The organism is Streptomyces sp. NPDC033177, assembly GCF_055577715.1.
Genome location: NZ_JBVIPS010000001.1, coordinates 400,795 through 419,666 on the forward strand (window position 1 = coordinate 400,795; position 18,872 = coordinate 419,666).

At 65.8% G+C, this 18,872-nt stretch carries 7 protein-coding genes; all 7 read left to right on the plus strand.

All coding sequences use genetic code 11. The features are described from left to right. The first annotated feature begins 20 nt into the window (after positions 1–20). The 7 genes from ACZ5U5_RS01940 to ACZ5U5_RS01970 are packed head-to-tail and all read left to right on the plus strand — an operon-like array spanning position 21 to position 18,868. Positions 21–881, plus strand: coding sequence for a 3-hydroxyacyl-CoA dehydrogenase family protein (locus ACZ5U5_RS01940; RefSeq protein ID WP_469015050.1), 861 nt, complete (start codon positions 21–23; stop codon positions 879–881). A 19-nt stretch (positions 882–900) separates the two neighbouring features. Next, entirely contained in the window at positions 901–1,920 is a 1,020-nt protein-coding gene (locus ACZ5U5_RS01945; RefSeq protein WP_469016858.1) for an HAD-IIIC family phosphatase, read from the plus strand. After that, a complete protein-coding gene (locus ACZ5U5_RS01950; RefSeq protein WP_469015051.1) occupies positions 1,913–2,209 on the plus strand; it encodes a phosphopantetheine-binding protein in 297 nt (98 codons plus the stop codon). The genes ACZ5U5_RS01945 and ACZ5U5_RS01950 overlap by 8 nt, the downstream gene beginning before the upstream one ends. Then, positions 2,193–3,350, plus strand: coding sequence for an acyl-CoA dehydrogenase family protein (locus ACZ5U5_RS01955; protein WP_469015054.1), 1,158 nt, complete (start codon positions 2,193–2,195; stop codon positions 3,348–3,350). Before ACZ5U5_RS01950 ends, ACZ5U5_RS01955 begins: the two co-directional genes overlap by 17 nt. Position 3,351: 1 nt before the next feature. Beyond that, on the plus strand, positions 3,352–13,032 hold the full coding sequence (locus tag ACZ5U5_RS01960) for an amino acid adenylation domain-containing protein (RefSeq protein ID WP_469015055.1): 9,681 nt from the start codon (positions 3,352–3,354) through the stop codon (positions 13,030–13,032). Next, positions 13,029–14,273, plus strand: coding sequence for an ACP S-malonyltransferase (gene fabD / locus ACZ5U5_RS01965; RefSeq protein WP_469015056.1), 1,245 nt, complete (start codon positions 13,029–13,031; stop codon positions 14,271–14,273). The genes ACZ5U5_RS01960 and fabD overlap by 4 nt, the downstream gene beginning before the upstream one ends. Beyond that, the gene (locus ACZ5U5_RS01970) at positions 14,270–18,868 is read left to right on the plus strand and encodes an SDR family NAD(P)-dependent oxidoreductase (protein WP_469015058.1); all 4,599 of its coding nucleotides are present in this window, start codon (positions 14,270–14,272) and stop codon (positions 18,866–18,868) included. The genes fabD and ACZ5U5_RS01970 overlap by 4 nt, the downstream gene beginning before the upstream one ends. Positions 18,869–18,872 lie beyond the last annotated feature (4 nt).

Consider the following 18,872-nt stretch of genomic DNA (forward strand, 5'->3'; position numbering starts at 1 on the left):
CGACTCAAGAGGTAATCGACATGTCTACGGTTGCAGTAATAGGCGCCGGCGTGATGGGCAAGGACGTTGCCCTTACCTGCGCCGCGCACGGGTATGACGTGGTCCTGTCCGACCGCGATCCCGAAGTCCTGGCGTCCGCCACGAGCCAGATGCGTCGACTCGTCAGCAAATACCGCTTCATGTCGTCCGACGTGGCCGAGTGGCATGCTGACGAAATTCTGAGCCGGATACGACTCAGCGCCGACCACGAGGATCTCACCAAAGCCGACTGGATCGTCGAGAACATCGTGGAGGATCTCGCTGCCAAGCAGGAGCTCTATCGCCACCTCCGCGACGTGTGCAAGAAGAATGTAAAGATCGCCGTGAACACGAGTTGTATCTCCATCACCCAGATCGCCTCTCTCCTACCGCACCCCGATCAAGTGATCGGCATGCACTTCATGAATCCGGTTCCCTTGATCGGATGCGTCGAGGTAATTCGCGGGCACCACACGTCCGATGACATGACGAGGGAGGCGCAAGCCTTCGCGGCCTCGCTGAACAAGCAGGCCATTGTCGTCAACGACATGCCTGGCTTCGTATCGAATCGCCTGTCCCACCTCTTCATGAACGAAGCGGTCTTCCTGGTACAGGACGACGTCGCTGAACCGGAGCAGATAGATGCTGTCTTCAAGCTCGGCTACGGACACAAAATGGGACCCCTTGAGACAGCGGACCTGATCGGCCTCGACACGGTGGCCAACTCTCTGGAGATCCTTTACCGAGAATTCCAGGACACCAAATTCCGTTGCTGTCCACTACTGAAGAAGATGGTGGCCGCAGGGCTGCTGGGACAAAAGAGCGGTCAGGGCTTCTACACCTACTCCGCCAACCGCCCATGAGGAGGCTCAAGCCGTGAAGATGGCCAAGTGCGTCGTCTGGGATCTCGACGACACGTTGTGGAACGGAACACTCTCGGCTGACGACGGCGTCATTCCGAAGCCCGGCGCCCTCGATCTGATCAAGACCCTGGACTCCCGCGGGATCCTTCTGTCGATAGCCAGCAAGAACAATCACGACGACGCGATGCGCAAGCTGGAAGAACTCCGTCTCGCGGAATACTTCCTCCACCCTCAGATCAACTGGAACAGCAAGTCAAGCTCGGTCGCCGAGATTCAGAGGAAGCTGAACATCGGACTCGACACGATCATGTTCATCGATGATCAGGCGTTCGAGCGCGATGAGGTCTCGTTCGTCCTCCCCGAGGTGGAAACCGTAGATGCCGCGGACTACCTCGGCCTTCGGTCGCTTCCACGGCTGTCCCCGGAGGTGGTGACCGAGGACGCCAGACGACGCCGGCACATGTACCTCGAGGACGAGATCCGCAGCGAGTCCGAACTGACCTACCAGGGACCGCGAGAGGACTTCCTCAAGAGCCTCGGCATGGTTTTCGGCATCTCCCGGGCCAGTGGCGATGACCTCCTGAGGCTGGAGGAGCTGACGAAGCGGACCAGTCAGCTGAACTCGACCGGCATCCACTACTCGCACGAGCAATTAGAACAGTTGATGTACCACCCAGAATACGACCTGTGGGTCTGTGAACTGATCGACCGCTACGGCTCGTACGGGAAGATCGGCATGGCGCTGGTCGAGAAGCGCCAGGACCGCTGGACGATCAAGTTGCTCCTTATGTCATGCAGAACGGTCTCCAAGGGGGTTGGGACGGTTCTCCTGAATTTCCTCATCAAGCGTGCCGACGACGAGGGTCGGCGTCTGTTCGCAGACTTCCGGCGCACGAACCGAAACCGTCAGATGCTCCTGACGTACCAACTGGCCAATTTCCGCGTGGCGTCGAACGACGGCGACGACTACGTGTACGAGAACGATCTCTCTGTTCGCCAGGACCATCCGGAATACATCAAGGTGGAAATAGATGCATAGTGAGACGGCCACGAACACAGGAAAGAGCGCGGCCGCGGACACGGCAGCCACTGTAAGGACTTATGTGCGGGCGAACATGACCGCATTGAGGGATGTAGAACTTCACGACGACGACAACATATTCGAGAAAGGTTTCGTCACGTCGATCTTCGCCATGCAGCTCCTGGACTTCATCGAGTCCACGTTCGGCGTGGCAGTCCCCGACGACCACATCACTCTGCGGAACTTCAGCTCGGTCGACCGAATGACCCAGATGGTAGGTGAGCTGAAGGATGCAACAGACGAGTGAGGAACTCCGGGGCGATATCTTGGCTCGTGGCAAGTCGTTTGCCGAGATCGACCTTGCGGCTCGTGCCGCGGATTTCGACCGTACGGCAAATCTGCCGAGGGACGTCATCGATCAGATGGCCGACGCGGGTTTTCTCGGCGCGGCGATCCCCCTCCGGTGGGGCGGTCAGGGTCTTGACCCCCTTCAGTACGGCGAGTTGACCGAGTCGATAGGCAAGGCGTGCGCGTCGACACGGGCACTTCTGACGGTCCACACCTCTCTGGTGTCCGAGACGCTCGCCGAACGGGCATCGAATCACCTCAAGGAAAAGTACCTGGCCGACCTCGCCCGGGGCACGAAGATCGCATGCTTCGCCCTCTCCGAGGCCGGATCCGGTTCCGATGCCGCATCGGTCACCACGACGTATGTCAAGAAGGGCAATACGTTCGTCCTCAACGGACAGAAGAAGTGGGTATCCTTCGCCGGCATCGCCGACCTGTTCCTTGTGATCGCGTCCGACAACGGTGCGATGAGTGCCTTCGTCGTCGAACGGGACATGGCAGGCGTGGACATCCATCCGATGTCCGGGTTCCTCGGCAATCGGGCGACACACATCGCGGAGGTCACCTTCACCGACGTGGAGATCCCTGCGGAGAATCTCGTGTCGGGCATCGGGGTGGGTTTCAGCTTCGTCGCGAACACGGCCCTGTTCTACGGCCGCTACAGCATCGCATGGGCGGGCGTCGCCATTGCCCAGGCCGCACTCGACGTCATGTGCACTTACGCCACCGGACGCGAGCAGTTCGGGGTGAAGATCGGCTCACATCAACTGGTGCAGAAGATGGTCGCGGATGCCGTCACCAATGTGGCTGCCGCCAGGGAGTTGTGCCGCAGGGCCGGCCGGCTGCGTATGGAGCGAAGCACCGACGCGGTCATGGAAACAAACGTCGCGAAGTATTTCTCGTCGACCATCGCCCAACAGGTGACCTCCGATGCGGTCCAGATTCTCGGCGGAAACGGGTGCTGGGACCAGTATCCGGCGGAACGCCTTTTCAGAGAGGCGAAAATCCTGGAGATCATCGAAGGTACTTCGCAACTGCAGCAACTGATGATCGCCGACTACGGCTACAAGAAGTTCGCCGGAACCGCGTCGGGTGGTTGAGATGAAGAAAATCGAAACCCATGGGAAGGCGCGCACCGCCTTCGTCTTTCCCGGGCAGGGTGCGGTCTGGCCTGGCATGGTGGCCGAGTTGTTGGACTCCTCACCGGTCTTCGCCGCTCGGATCGGCGAGTGCGCGGACGCCCTCGCGCCGCACGTGGACTGGTCACTCGTCGATGTCCTCCGGGCGGAGCACCCGTCGCCCGGATACGACCGGGCGGATGTATCCGAGCCCGTACTGTTCGCGATCCAGGTCGCCTTGGCGCACCTGTGGCAGTCCCACGGTGTCGAGCCGCAGGCCGTCGCCGGATACAGCCTCGGCGAGGTCGCAGCGGCATGCGTCGCCGGAGCGCTCTCCTTGGAGGAGGCCGCACGGGTCATCGCGCTCTGGAGCGAAGCACAGGCACGGCTGACGCGCCCCGGCGGCATGGCGCTCCTCGCGCTCCCGCCGGAGGAGGCACAGGTACGCCTGGCACCACTCGACGGCACCGTGAACATCGCCGGGATTCTCGCGCCGCGGTCAGTGGTGGTCTCCGGTGACCGCGAAGCCGTCGTGCGGGCGGTCGCGGAGCTGAGGGCCGAGGGGACGTACGCCCAGAAGCTCTCGCTCGACGTGGCGTGCCACTCGCCCCAGGCCGAGGAGCAACGAGAATGGTTGCTGGCCTCACTGGGGCAGGTCGCCCGGCGCAGCGTGGACATTCCGTTCTATTCCAGCGTGACCGGCGGACGGGTGGACACCCGCGACCTGGACGCCGGCTACTGGTACCGCAATATGCGTCAGGCCATGCTGTTCGAACGGGTCACGCGGGCGATGCTGGCCGACGGCTGCACGGCGCTGATCGAGCTGAGCCCCCACCCGGTGCTGACGACCGCGATGCGCTCGACCGTGGAGGCCCTCGGCGGCGGTGTGCCTGTGCTGAACTCGCTGCGCCGCGACCACCAGGGCATGAATCAGTTCCGGACTTCGTTGGCCGAGGCGTCCGAACATGGCATCGCGGTGGACCGGGAGCACGTGTCCTCCGCTGTGCCCTCGGTTCGGTCGGCTTCCGGCGGCGAGTTGGTTGAGGCCGTGTGCGCCCTGATCGTCGGAGAGCTGCGGGGCGGTTCGTCGCGGGAAGTGACCGTTGGCGACGTCACGTTGGGCAAGGCCGACTACGACACCAGCCTCTTCGACCTCGGCTTCGACTCGATGGAGCTCGTCACACTGCAGGACCGGCTCCAACGCCAGGTGCACGTCCGTCTGGAGAGCACGTTCACCATTGATCACCCCACTGTCGGTGCTCTGCTGCGTGAGTTGGGACGGAGGGGGGAACAGCCGGAGACCGAGCTCGAGGTCCCGGACCGGGCGAACCCCACCTCACCGTCGGAGCCCATCGCGGTGATCGGGATGTCCTTCCGGCTGCCGGGCGGTATCGAGAACCGAGACCAGCTCTGGGAGGTGTTGAGTCGACAGATCGACGTCGTCGAGGAGATACCGGCCGACCGGTGGCGGCAGAGCCCCCTCGACACCGGCGAGGTGACGACCACGCAGGGTGGATATCTCAAGGACGTCGACCGGTTCGACCCGCGCTTCTTCAACATCTCGCCGAACGAGGCCGAACTGCTCGATCCGCAGCAGCGGCTTGTCCTCGAACTGACGTGGGAAGCGTTCGAGGACGCCGGACTGGACCCCTTCGCCGTCGGGCGGAGCAACCGGGTCGGCACCTTCGTGGGGATCTACAACAACGACTACCAACAGGTCGGAGCGGACCTGGGGTACTCGCCCGAGGCGTACACCTACACCGGCAACATGGCCAACGCGGCGGCTGGGCGGGTTTCCTACGTCTACGGCTTCCGCGGTCCCAGCATGGCGATCGACACGGCCTGCTCCTCGTCCCTGTATGCCGTGCATCTGGGCATGCGGGAACTGCGGCAGGGCGGATGCGATGTGGTCGTGGCCGCGGGCGTGAACCTGATCCTCAGCCCCGAGGTCCACCTGTCTTGGTCACGGCTGCAAGCCCTCTCACCCTCCGGACGGTGCCGGAGCTTCGACGATGGTGCCGACGGTTACATCCGCAGCGAGGGCGGAGGGGTCGTCATCCTCAAGCGGCTCTCCGACGCCGAGCGCGACGGCGATCAGGTGCTCGCCGTCCTCAGCGGCTCCGCGGTCAACCACAACGGACGCAGCGGCGGTTTCACGGTGCCGAGCGGCACGGCCCAGGCAGAGGTGATCCGCAGCGCCCTGGCGGACGCGGATCTCGGGATCGACGACATCTCCTACGTGGAGACCCACGGGTCGGGCACGCCAATCGGGGATCCCCAGGAGGTGAACGCCCTCGCCCGCGTCTTCGAGGGTCGCGGGACCAAGCTTCGTATCAGCAGCGTCAAGTCGAACCTCGGGCACCTGGAGTCCGCGGCGGGGATGGCGGCGCTGTGCAAGGTGGTGCTCTCGCTCGAGCACCGCCGCCTGCCGGGCACGCTGCACTTCCGGACCGGCAACCGCCTGATCGACTGGGAGAAGATCCCGATCGAGGTGGTCGCCCAGGAGATCCCGTGGGAGCCACTCGGCGGCCGGCGGCGCGCCGGGATCACCTCCCTGGGGATCAGCGGCACCAACGCCCACGTCATCGTCGAGGAGCACCAGCCGCGACAGGAGGTCTCGGCGCCACGGCCGGCATCCGACGTGCCGCAGCTGCTCACCGTCTCGGCCATCTCCCAAGAGGCTCTGCGGACCGCCCTGCGGAACCTGGCCGAGTGGAGCAGAAACGCCTCCGCTCCCCTGGCCGATGTCGCCCACACGCTCGGCGGGCGACGCGCGCTGAAACACCGGGAAGCCTTGGTCTGCGGCTCTCTCGCCGACCTCCCGGTGGCGGTGGAGGCCGCGCTGGCCTCCGATGAGCCCCTGCGGTCCGACCCCGACGGCAGAGGCGAGGTCTTCGTCTTCTCCGGTCAGGGCACGCAGTACCCGGGCATGGCCCGCGAGTTGTACGGCCACGCCGACGTCTTCCGCCGCGAGATGGACGAGTTGGACCGCGCGTTCGAGCGGGTCGGCGGCATCTCCTTGCTGCAGGTCATGTTCGGGGACGACGAGGCGGAGTTCGCGTCTCCGCTCTACTCACAGCCGATGATCTTCGCCACCGAACTGGCACTCGCGCGGTACTGGCAAGAGCTCGGGGTCACACCCGCCGCGGTGCTCGGCCACAGCATCGGTGAGTATGCGGCGGCCTGCTTCGCCGGTGTCATGAGCCGTGAGCAGGCCGTCGACCTGGTGATGCGCCGCGCCCGTGTCATGGAGAGCACGCCGCGGAACGGTTCGATGGCGACGCTGCTCTGCTCCTTGGAGCGTGCCCAGGACCTGATGCGCGACTGTCCCGATGTCTCGGTGGCCGCCGTGAACGCGTCGGAGAACGTCACCGTCTCCGGACTGAGCGATGGTCTCGGCACGGTGCTCAAGAGGGCGCGCGAGCAGCGGATCTTCGTGGAGCGCCTTGCGGTGTCACACCCCTTCCACTCGGCACAGATGGCCCAGGGCGCCCAGGAGCTGTACGAACAGATCCGTGATCAGCGGTTCGGTACTCCTCGGATCCCGTGGATCTCCGCACAGACCGGCCAACTGGTGACGCGGGAGTCGGTGATCGACGCGGGGTACTGGAGCCGCCACCTGGTCGACCCCGTCCTGTTCGGGTCAGCAGTCGAAACCGCGGTCGGTGAAGGCTTCCGCGTGTTCGTCGAGGTCGCCCCCATGGCGACTCTCGGGGGTCTGATAGCGCAGGAATTCCGGGACGTCGTGACCCTTCCGAGCCTTCGCAAGGGACGCTCCGACATACGGCAGCTTCTGGAGAGCGCCGGCCGGCTGTGGAAGCTCGGCAAGGCGTTGGACTGGGAGCGACTGCCGGGGAGGCCCGGGAACCGCGTCCGTGACATTCCATACACGCCGTTCGACAAGCAGCGAATCTGGTACAGCGATCGCACTGGAGAGGGCGATGCTCCCATGTCCCCCGCCATCGACGAGGCAACTGCGACAGACGCCCGCCTGACGGCTGAACGGGAGACGATCCGGGATTTCCTGACGCACGCACTGGGCCAGATCACCGGTGCCGCCAGTCACACGATGGACGACTCGCTCGAGTTGTTCTCGCTCGGAGTCGACTCCCTCATGCTCGTCCAACTGGCCAAGAGGATCGACAAGCAGTGCTCCGTCGAGATTCCGATCAAGACGTTCTTCGAGTCGCTCCACACGCTGGGACAACTCACCGACTTCGTGCTGGAGAACCAGCCGGCCGCGCCGACTCCGCAGTCCGGCGCTCAGGTCGCCGAGGTGGTCACCGCACCCGAGCAGGCCCCCCGCGCCGCCGCCCATGCCGCCCAGGCGTCCGCGTCCGGTCTCGAGGCCATCGTCCAGTCGCAGTTGGCTCTCATGCAGCAACAGCTCAGCCTGCTCGGAGGTACACCCGCCCACGCGCTCGCGACGACCCGGAGCGGCACAGCGAAGACCTCCCGCAAGGTCGGCACGTACGACAACAACATCGCCTTGAACGACGGTCAGCTCACCGACGAACAGACCTATTTCATCCAGGAGTTCGTCAAGCGGTACGTCGCCAGGACCCGCAAGTCGAAGGAGTACGCCGACACATACCGCGGACGACTGGCGGACTGGATCGCGTCGCTGAACTTCAACCCGAGCGTGAAGGAGACGGTCTACCCGGTCGTTTCGGCTCGGTCGAGTGGAGCCACCTTCTGGGACCTGGACGACAACGAGTACGTCGACACCGCCATCGGTTACGGCGTCCATCTCTTCGGACACAACCCCGTCTTCGTCGTGGACGCCGTCACGAAGCAACTGCAGCACGGATACGAGCTCGGACCGCAGAGCCGTGTCGCCGGTGAGGTCGCGGAACTCATCCATGAGATGGTCGGCGCCGAGCGGATCGCCTTCTGCAATACCGGCACCGAAGCGGTGATGGTGTCCCTGCGACTGGCGAGGGCGGTCAGCGGACGCGACAAGATCGCCCGGTTCACCAACTCCTACCACGGGAGTTCCGACGGGGTCCTGGCCGAGACGGACGGCGTCGACACCGTCCCGCTGACCATCGGCGTCCCGCAGACGATGGTCGACGACACCCTGGTGCTCACCTACGGCAGCCACGAAGCGCTGGAGCAGATCCGGCGGCACGCGGACGAGCTGGCCGCTGTGCTGGTCGAGCCCGTGCAGTCGAGGAACCCCAGCCTGCAGCCCGCGGAGTTCCTGCGCGAACTGCGCGAGATCTGCACCGAACACGGGATCGCGTTGATCTTCGACGAGATGATCACCGGCTTCAGGGTGGGACTGGGTGGCGCCCAGGCGCACTTCGGCGTCAAGGCCGACATGGCGCTGTACGGAAAGCTTCTGGCGGGCGGCCTGCCGATCGGCATCGTCGCCGGCAGGAGCACGTACCTCGACGCGGTGGACGGAGGTGCCTGGACCGACGTCGACGATTCCAAGCCCGCCACTCGGACCACCTTCTTCGCCGGAACCTTCTGCAAGCATCCCTTGGCCATGGCGGCGTGCAAGGCCGTACTCACGCGGCTCAAGGAGTCCGGCGCCGAAAGGCTCGCCGAACTCAACCGCTTCACCGCCGAGTTCGCACACCGCGTGAACGAGTACTTCGATGCCGAGCAGGTGCCGCTGAAGGTGGCGCACTTCTCGTCGATGTACAAATGGGAGCCGGTGGCCCCGCGCGACGTGACGCACAGTTCCTTGACGCAGAACCTGTTCTTCAAGCTCCTGAACCACCACGGCGTGTATGTGTGGGAGAGAAGGACGGCCAACTTCTCCTTCGCACACACGCGTGAGCACCAGGACCGCATCCTGGAGGCGGTGCGCGCTGCCGTCGAGGAGCTGCGCGCGGGTGGGTTCGACTTCCGGCGGCGGCGGCCGACGACGGCGCCGGTGCTGCCCGAAGGCCCCGGCGCCTCCGTGACCGGCTCGGCGGTCGAGCCGCGGCCGACCGGGGCCGTGGAACTCACGTCCCTGGAGAAGCGGGTCTATGTCCTGTCGCGGATGCGCGGCGGGAACGAGGCCTATCAGATCGTCTTCAGCCTCCGCTTCGACGGCCCGCTCGATCAGGAGAAGGTCGGTGCCGCGTTCCGGGCGATCGCCCGACGGCATCCGAATCTCCGTCGCTTCTACGAGGTCGACTCGGCCGGCGTGCGGGCCGGCGAGGCGCCGGACGTCACTCCGGAGTTCCACCTCTTCGACCGCACGCAGAATCCCACGCTGCGTACCGAGGACGTCATGGCGGTGATGAACAAGCCGCTCGACCTGTCGAAGCCGCCGCTGTGGCGCTACGGAATCGTCATCGATCAGGACCGTACCCATCACCTGGTCGTCTGCTTCCACCACATAACCGTCGACGGCCGGTCGATCGAGATCATCTTCAAGGATCTGTCCGACTATCTGACACACGGCCAGTTCGACGACAACGGTGATTCGGACGGCTACGCCACGTTCGTACGGTCCCTGTCCGAGGCCGAGAAACGTCCGGAGTACGCGGAGCACCGGCAGTGGTGGCTGAAGCAGTTCGAAACGCTCCCCCGACCGCTGAGCCTCCCGACCGACTCGCCGCATCCCGTGGTGAACGATTTCGACGGACGTCGCCACTACTTCGAGGTCGACCGCGACCTGCACCAGGCGGCTACGGCGATGATCCGGCAGCTGAGGACCACGCCGTCCGTCTTCTATCTGTCGCTGTGGTCTCTCCTGCTGGCCAAGACCACCGGCGACGACGATCTGTGCATCGGCGTTCCCATGGATCAGCGCATGCTGGGGTCGTTCGAGAACACGGTGGGCATGTTCGCCGAGTCGCTTCCGCTCCGGATCCGGCCTACAGCCGGTACCCGGGTGCCGGACCTCTTCCGTGAGGTACGGGACACCAGCCTCGCGGCCATGAACCACGCGCTCTACCCGTACAACGTCCTGGTCCAGGAACTCGACCTGGTGCGTGACTACGGCCACAACGCACTGTTCGACACGCTGTTCATCTACACCAACGCCCGGGAACGCGCCCACCGGTTCGGCGAAGCCAACGCCACGACCGAGGACCTGGGCGCGCGGGGCTCGATGTTCGCGTTCACCTTCGAGCTCACCGAGCGGGACGGCGGACTGTTCGCGGACCTCTCCTACTCGAGTGTCTACAGCGAGCAGCGGATCGCCGGTCTGATGGATCAGTTCCGACTCCTCATGGCACAGGTGGTGCAGAACCCGGACCGGACGATCGGCGAGCTCTCCCTGCTCGACGACGACACCAGGGACCAGCTGGTGGCGTGGGGCACCGGGCCGGTCGTCCCGGACCTGCCCTCCTTGCAGGAGCTGTTCGAGGAGGCGTGCGAGAAGCACGCGCAGGAACCCGCGATCCGTTTCCGCGGCGAGGACGTCACCTACGAGCAGCTGGCCGAGCGGGTGGACCGGCACGCCGCCTTCCTCCAGGCGTCCGGCGCCGGCCGGGGAGACGTGATCGGACTCCTGCTGCCGCCATCGCCCGAACTGATCATCCTGATGTTGGCCGTCAACCGCATCGGCTGCTCCTGGCTGCCGATGGATGTCGAGACACCGCCGAAGCGCCTCGATTACATCATCGAGACCGCGGCTCCCGCGACGGTCGTCTGTCACGCGGGCCTCGGCGTGGCGCTGAACCCGGGTGTCCGGACCCTTCTTCTCGAGGAGGACGACCTGCCCGACGGACCGTCCGCAGCGGTGGACGCCGTCGCGGCGGACGACCTCGCGTATGTCATCTTCACCTCGGGGTCCACCGGCAGGCCCAAGGGCGTCACGCTGACGAACGGGGCGCTCGCCAACTTCCTCAACGGGATGCCGGATGCGCTCCGGTGGAGCGAGAACAAGGCGGTGGCATGCCTGACGACTCCGTCGTTCGACATCCACCTCCTGGAAACCCTGCTGACGCTCGTCAAGGGCGGCACGGTTGTCGTCGCCGAGGAAGAAGACGTCCGGACCCCGGCGAGCATCGCCGAGTTCCTCGTCCGAGGCGGCGTCGACTATGTCCAGCTGACGCCGACGCGGCTGCGGCTGCTCCACACGGATCATGACGCCGCCGTGAAGGCACTGGGGTCGCTGGAGAAGCTCATCGTGGGCGGCGAGGCCTTCCCCGGGGATCTGCTGGCCGATCTGCGCGCGCACGAGTCGCTGGAGATCTTCAACGTCTACGGCCCGACGGAGACCTGCATCTGGTCCAGCGTCAAGGACCTCACGGGCGACACGGACCTCAGCATCGGGACGCCCATCGCCAACACCACCTTCTATGTGCTGGACGCCAACCTGCAGATGGTGCCGGAGGGCACAGCGGGCAGCCTGTGGATCGGCGGGCGCGGGGTGTCGCCCGGCTACCTCAACCGGCCCGATCTGACCGGTGAGTCGTTCCGGGAGAACCCGTTCGGTGACGGACGGATCTATCTGAGCGGCGACCAGGCGGTGTGGAAGGACGGCGACGCCCATTGCCTGGGGCGCGTCGACAACCAGGTGAAGGTCCGTGGCTATCGGATCGAGCTGGAAGAGATCGAACGGACGATCGTCGACCACGAGTTGGTGACGGGGGCGGCCGCGGTCGTCCAGGAACTCTCGCCGGGCAACCAGATCATCCGTGGGTTCTACCGGACGAAGGAGGGCAAGCGCCTTGGTCCGGATGCACTGAAAGAGTTTCTCGCCGAGAGTCTGGCGGACTACATGATCCCCGCCACCTTGACGGAGGTCCCTGACATTCCCAGGACGACCAGCGGAAAGGTCGACCGCAAGGCGCTGGAGCAGCGGGTCGGCGAGCAGACGGGCCGGGAACACCGGGACGAGAATCCGTCGTCGGATCCGTCGGGCGTGAATCAGAAATTGATCGCCGCCTGGAGGAAGACGCTCGGGGACATACCGATCGGGTACGACGATAGCTTTTTCGACCTCGGTGGGAACTCTTTCAGTCTGGTCCTGTTGCTGAACGAGCTGGCCTCGGCGTTCCCCGGGCTGCTTGACGTGAGCGATCTGTTCGCCAACCCCACGGTCCGCAAGCTCCGGAAACACATCGGGGAGAAGTTGGCGCAACGTGACGCGGGTGAGCAGCGGACCGACACCGGTGTGCCACTCCCCTCCCTCTGGTTCGCGCGGGCCGGAGCGGGCGGCGGCCGAGTCGAGACCACCCTGCCGACGCGGATCCGGGACGGATTGGCGTGGCTGGGCGGGGAGGCGGGTCGGGGGACGGAGGCCCTGGTCCACGCCACGTTCGCGCTGGCCCTCGGCAAGGTGCTCGGCCGGGACGACCTCACCTTGTGCGTCGTGCGGGGACGCGACGGCGTCGCTCCCGTCCGGTTCGACTTGGCAGGGAAGACCGATCTGGTGGAGATCCTGGACGAGTACGGAAGCCGACTCGACCGGACCGACAGGGTGGACCTGGAGCGATTCACCGCAGGCCGCAACGCCGACGGCAAGGTCTCCATCGCGTGCTGTGACACCCGACAGGTCGATGCTTCCGATCTCCTGGGGCATTTCGACATCGTCCTGGGGATCGATTCTCCGGCCGCCCCGTCCACCGTTGATATCGCCTGCGCCCGAAAAATCGATGCCACGCCGGTGGAACAACTGCTGAGCAGTTTCGTCAAGCTCCTCGGAGTTCTGAGTGAGCCGTCCGGAACGGGACAACCGCACCCATCGAACGAAAAGGGCAACTCATGAGCGACCTTGTGATCGTATTTCCGGGCCAGGGGTCCCAGTTCACCGGAATGGGCAAGAACTGGTTCGACGCACACGCATGCGTCAGGGACCGCTTCGAGCAGGCGTCCGACATCGTCGGGTACTCGCTGGAAAACCTCTGTTTCACTGCGCAGCCGAGCGAACTGACGAAGACCATGTACGCGCAGGTTTCACTGCTCGTCCTGAGCTACTCGATGTACGAGGTGCTGGCAAAGGACCGCAAGTTGCCGGTATCGGCCATGGCAGGACACAGCCTGGGTGAGATCACCGCACTGCTCGCCGCCGGGGCGCTGACCTTTCAGGACGCCGTTCGTCTGGTCAAGGTCCGCGGCGAGGCCATGCAGACCTGCGCGACGCAGCACAGGACCGGAATGATCGCCGCCCTGGGGATATCGGCGTCCGACGTCGAGAAGTGCGTCGAGGACTTCAACGCCGGTGGCCGGGCCGTGCAGGTCTCCAATTACAACGCGGAGCAGCAGACCGTGCTTTCGGGTGCGCTCGACGACCTGAAGGGTATGACCGCGTACCTCGAGGACCACGGGTGCAAGGTCGCCAGGCTGAACGTGGCCGGGGCGTTCCACAGCACCTTCATGGAGCAGGCCGTTCCCGCTTATACGCGGGCGATCGAGGAGATCGAGTTCCGAGAACCGGCTGTTCCGGTGTACAGCACCGTCACCGGCGGGATGTACGAGAGCGCGCAGGAGATCAAGGACGCTCTCGCGATCCAGCTGACGAGCCCGGTCCGTTGGAGCACCGTCGTATCCGAGCTGGCGGACCAGGACGTGAGCCTGTGGATCGAGGTCGGGCCGAAGCGGGTGCTCAAGAAGCTGATCTCCGGCGCGGTCGACGCCGCCGCCGTCCACAGCCTCGACGAGGACTCCGAGGAGGCCTACGAAGCGATCGACCGGCTCATCGAGCGGAAGAAGCGCGAGCCCGGCCTCGTCGGTCTGTGCATGGGTGCCGCCGCCGCGACGAGGAACCGGAACTTCGACGAGGACGAGTACACCAAGGGTGTCGTTCACCCCTACCGCCGGCTCCAGGAGTTGAGCCAGGTGGACAAGGACGAGCTCTCCGACGATCAGAAGAGGACCGCCCTGGAGCTGCTGCGCACCCTCATGACGACGAAGCGGGTACCTGGGGCGGAACAGCGGGAGCGGATCACGTCGATCCTTCAGCGGACCGGCAACACCGACCTCCTGATGACCGCGGGAGTACCCACGTGACGAAACCGCTGCTCGGACTCGGCGATCTGGACCTGACGCAACTCCCGGAGGACGCCGGGCACCGGATCACCCACTCCAGCACACAGAAGAGCCAGGGACCCGTCGCGATCATCGGAATGAGCGGCCGGGCGGGTGAGGCGGAGAACCTCGACGAGTTCTGGACGCTGATCCTCCGCGGCGGGGAAGGGCATGCCGACCTGTCGGCGGAGCGGCGCGCCGATGTCGCGGCGTATCTCACCGCTCGCGGTGTCACGTCGCCGGTCGCGAAGGAGCGCTATCTCGGCGGAACGCGGATGCCGTCCGTCGCCGAATTCGACTACCGGTTCTTCTCGCTGTCCCCGCAAGAAGCCAAGACCATCGATCCGAACCAGCGGATCTTCCTGGAGACCTCGTGGGCGGCCCTGGAGGACGCCGGCTATCTGAACAAGGAGATCTACGGCGAGAAGGTCGGCGTCTATGCCGGGATATCCGGCGACTTCGGCGAGGACTACCGGACGGTCATCCAGGCGATCGCCCCTGACGCCCCGGAGATCTCCGTCGCGGGCAACGTCAAGTCGATCACCGGGAGCAGAATCGCGTATCTCCTGGATCTCAGGGGCCCGTCCATGGTGATCGACACTGCTTGCTCGTCCGGCCTGGTGGCGGCGTACACGGCGTACCGGGCCGTCCAGAGCGGCGAATGCACGATGGCACTCGTCGGCGCAGTGAACACCGACCTCCTCCCGATCGTGGCCGACGCGTCCGGCATCGGCTTCAAGGACATCGAGGACACCTCGTCGTGGGACGGCCGCACAAGGACCTTCGACCGGAAGGGCGACGGCACCCGCCCCGCCGAGGGCTGTTTCGTCTTCGTCCTCAAGTCCCTTGACCGCGCGCGGCAGGACGGCGATCACATCCATGCGGTCATCATGGGCGGCGCCGTCAACCAGGACGGCGCCTCCAACGGCATCACCGCCCCCAACTCGCAGGCTCAGGCCGATCTGATCGAGGCGGCTTTGAACGACGCCGGGGTCGGCGCCGACCGAATCAGCTTCATCGAGGCGCACGGCACGGCGACCAAGCTCGGTGATCCGATCGAGATCAGCGGCGTCGAGCGGGCCTTCTCCCGGCAGACGTCGCGCAAGCAGTTCTGCGGGATCGGCACGGTCAAGACCAACATCGGGCACATGGACAACGCGTCCGGCCTCGCGGGCCTGGCCAAGCTCGTGATGTCGCTCAAGCACCGCACCCTGCCGGCGAGCCTGCACTTCGAGGAGCCGAACCAGAACATCACCTTCCCGCAGACCCCCGTCTTCGTGAACGACGCCACGGTGCCCTGGTCCGACGATCTGGAAGAGACCCTCTACGCGGGCATCAACAGCTTTGGACTGAGCGGGACCAACTGCCACCTGGTACTGCGCAGCGCGGACCCCCCGCCCGCGGGGGAACGTACGGCAGCGACGTCGTCGGAGTGCTTCCTCTTGCCCTTGAGCGCCCGTGACGCGCGGGGCCTGCGGAGGCTCGCGGAGCGCTACCGCGACTTCCTGACCCAGAACGAGGTGGACCTCGCCGACCTCGGCTTCACCGCGTCGGCCGGACGTCTGCACCACCATGTGCGCGCCGCGTTCTCCTTCCGGAGCCACGCGGAGCTGCTGGCGCTGCTCGAACGCTTCGTCGCAGCGGGAGACGACGTGGAAGCCATGGGTGGTCAAGCGGACGTCGAGTACGGGGAGTTCCGGCTGGTGGTGGAGCGGGCTGCGACCGGCGATTCCCGGGCTCTCACCGAGGCCGAGCGCGACCAGCTGAGCAACCGAGCGGCGGCCCTGCTCGCGGGAGGAACGGTGGACCGGGACGCCCGGCGTCGGCTCGCCTCCCTCTATGTCCGAGGCGCCGAGATCGACTGGTGGCGTGCAGCACCCGCGGGTGCGCGGCGGATCTCCCTGCCCACCTATCCGTTCGAAAGGTCTCGGTGCTGGATCGAGTCCGACAGCAGGCGTCGCCGAGCCGGGCTGACCGATGGCTCGGACCTCCTGCGTGCCTGGGACCGTGACATCTGCGTGTGCCGGGTCAGCCCCGAGGAGATGTGGGAGCTGGCCGAACACCGCATTCACGGCGTCAGCGTCCTTCCCGGGACCGGCCTGGTCGAGATGATCGTGGAGGCTGCGCAGCTTCTCGGCCACGGCACGAGCCTGTCGCTGCGGAACGTGCGGTTCGAAGTGCCGCTCGCGGTTCCCGACGGTGAGGACGCCGCGGTGCACGTCATCTTCGAGCCCAGCGGCGACATCAGCCATGTCACCATCGCGACACTGCCGACGGACGGCGAGTGGGTGAGGAACGCGACCGCCGAGCTGGCGACCGGCATCGCTCCCGAGGCCCCCGCACCGTTCGACGTCGAGGACGTACGGCGCCGGATGACCCGCGAGATCCACCTGGACGGCAGTCTCGATCTTTCCAACGGCCTGGTCATCAGCGAGCGTTGGACCGGCAGTTTCCTGAAAGGCGCGGCGGACGACGACGCCACCGAAATCCTGTACGAGTTCGAGTTGCCGGCGTCCTACAGGAACGAGATCGGTGACTACGTCCTCCATCCGGCGCTGTTGGACCAACTGATCAACGCGCCCAACAATCTCTACGACAGGGACCGGCTGTACCTGCCGTTCTCCTACGGCCGGCTGACCGTCCACCGGCCGCTCCCGGCGCACGTGTTCACCCACTTCAGGAAGCGGCCGGAGTCCATCGACGGCGAGCTCTATGTCTTCGATGTGCGCGTGGTCGACCCGGAGGGACGGGTCGTGCTGACGGTGGAGAAGTACTGCGTCAAGTCGGCGGCAAACCTCGACCTGACGGGGGCCGGCGAGTTCGGCTACGTGCAGGCGTACCGGAAGACGAGCCCGCCGCCGGCCGGCGCCGTGGGACGGGGCACCGTCCTGCTCGCCGGAGACTTCGGCGACGCGCTGGACGGCGTACAGGGGGAGCTCGAAGCGGCAGGGTACGACTTCGTCCACGTCGAGAGCGCGAGGGCCACAGCCGCTGTTGAGCTGCTCGGCGCGAACCGCGAGTTCGCCTTCGGCCTGCTGTCGAACGTGCCGGCGGACACCGACAGGTCGCTCGCGGACCGGGTCGCCGGGCCGGTCGACGAGACCCTGGCCCTCCTCACGCTCATCTCGGAGAGGCGCCTCGCCTTCGCGGCCGGTCTTTCCGTCCTGACGCGAAACGCCCTCGCCGTCACGGGAGAGGAGACGGCCATCGACCCCGGCCAGGCCGGGGTGCTCGGAATGATGCGTGTCGCGGCGTTGGAGTACACGTGGCTCAGGATTCGCTGCCTCGACGGAGACGAACACACCGCGGCGGCACTCGTTGTGGCCGAGGCCCGGAGTGCGGACCGGCCACCGTTCCTCCTCTATCGCCGCGGGCAACCGTACGAGCCTTACGTGAAGAAGTGCGCGGTCCCGGTCCACGACGCCGCGGCCCTGCCGCTCTCCCCTGACGGCGTGACCATCCTCTCGGGCGGTACGGGCGGACTCGGCACCGCGGTGGCGCGGCACCTGGCACGGCAGGGGGTGCGCAAGCTCGTCCTCCTTGGCTCGGAGACCGCGGACGCGACGCAAGAGTCGCACCGGAGCGAGATCTGGTCCGAACTCGAGGCTGAGCTCGCGGTGTTCGAGGTCATCCGGCTGCGACTGGAGGACCGGGCGGCGGTCGAGCGGACCGTCCGTGACATCCGCGAGCGGCACGGCAGGATCTCCGGGGTCCTCCATCTCGCCGGTCGACCGGGCGTCGGATTCCTGCACACCAAGAGCGTCGACACGTTCCTGGGCGTCTACGGACCAAAGGCGTTGGGCGGTGTGTATCTCCACGAAGCCACGCTCGACGACGAGTTGGACTACTTCATCTCGTTCTCGAGCATCTCCGGACTCGACCTGAACCAGGGGCAGTCCGACTACACGGCCGCGAACCTGGTCCTGGACAGTCTGGCGCAGTACCGGAGCCGTGAGCACCTGCCGGCGCTGAGCATCCAGTGGCCCGCTTGGCGCGAGACCGGGATGGCGATGCGGTGGAACGCCGTGAACGAGGACGAACTCTTCACGCCACTGGACACCGACGAGGCGGTGAAGCTGCTCCAGGCTCTGATGGCGTGGGACGACTGCCCGACGGTGCTCATGCCCGGCCGGATGCGGAAACGGCCCACGGAAGCTCCCACGGACGGCAAGCGGCCGCCCAGGGCGGCGAGCAGGCGTGCGGTCGTGCTCTACGGACTGGACAGTGTCGGCGAAATCGAGCAGACCGTCGCGGACATCTGGGCGGAGACGCTCGATGTCGCCGAGGTCGACGCCCATGACGTATTCAGCGACGTCGGCGGCAATTCGCTGCTGACCTCGCAAATGCTGAAGCTCTACGGGGAGCGCTATCCGGAACTGATGGACGTCGCGGACCTGTTCAGGTACCGGACCATTGCCGAACAGGTGGCGTGTGTCAAGGAGAGGCTTGGTGTCGGGCCGGCCGCCGGCGTGACCGAACCGCCCGTCATCAGGCCGGACCACGGAGACATCGACCGGCTGCTGGACATGGCGGAGCAAGGCACGATCACAGCCGCAGAGGCTCAGGGTCTCCTTTAAGAAT

Bases quoted from the DNA above. Each gene is read 5' to 3' on its own strand.
- ACZ5U5_RS01940 (WP_469015050.1), top strand. From the start codon at position 21: ATGTCTACGGTTGCAGTAATAGGCGCCGGCGTGATGGGCAAGGACGTT.
- ACZ5U5_RS01945 (WP_469016858.1), top strand. From the start codon at position 901: ATGGCCAAGTGCGTCGTCTGGGATCTCGACGACACGTTGTGGAACGGA.
- ACZ5U5_RS01950 (WP_469015051.1), top strand. From the start codon at position 1,913: ATGCATAGTGAGACGGCCACGAACACAGGAAAGAGCGCGGCCGCGGAC.
- ACZ5U5_RS01955 (WP_469015054.1), top strand. From the start codon at position 2,193: ATGCAACAGACGAGTGAGGAACTCCGGGGCGATATCTTGGCTCGTGGC.
- ACZ5U5_RS01960 (WP_469015055.1), top strand. From the start codon at position 3,352: ATGAAGAAAATCGAAACCCATGGGAAGGCGCGCACCGCCTTCGTCTTT.
- fabD (WP_469015056.1), top strand. From the start codon at position 13,029: ATGAGCGACCTTGTGATCGTATTTCCGGGCCAGGGGTCCCAGTTCACC.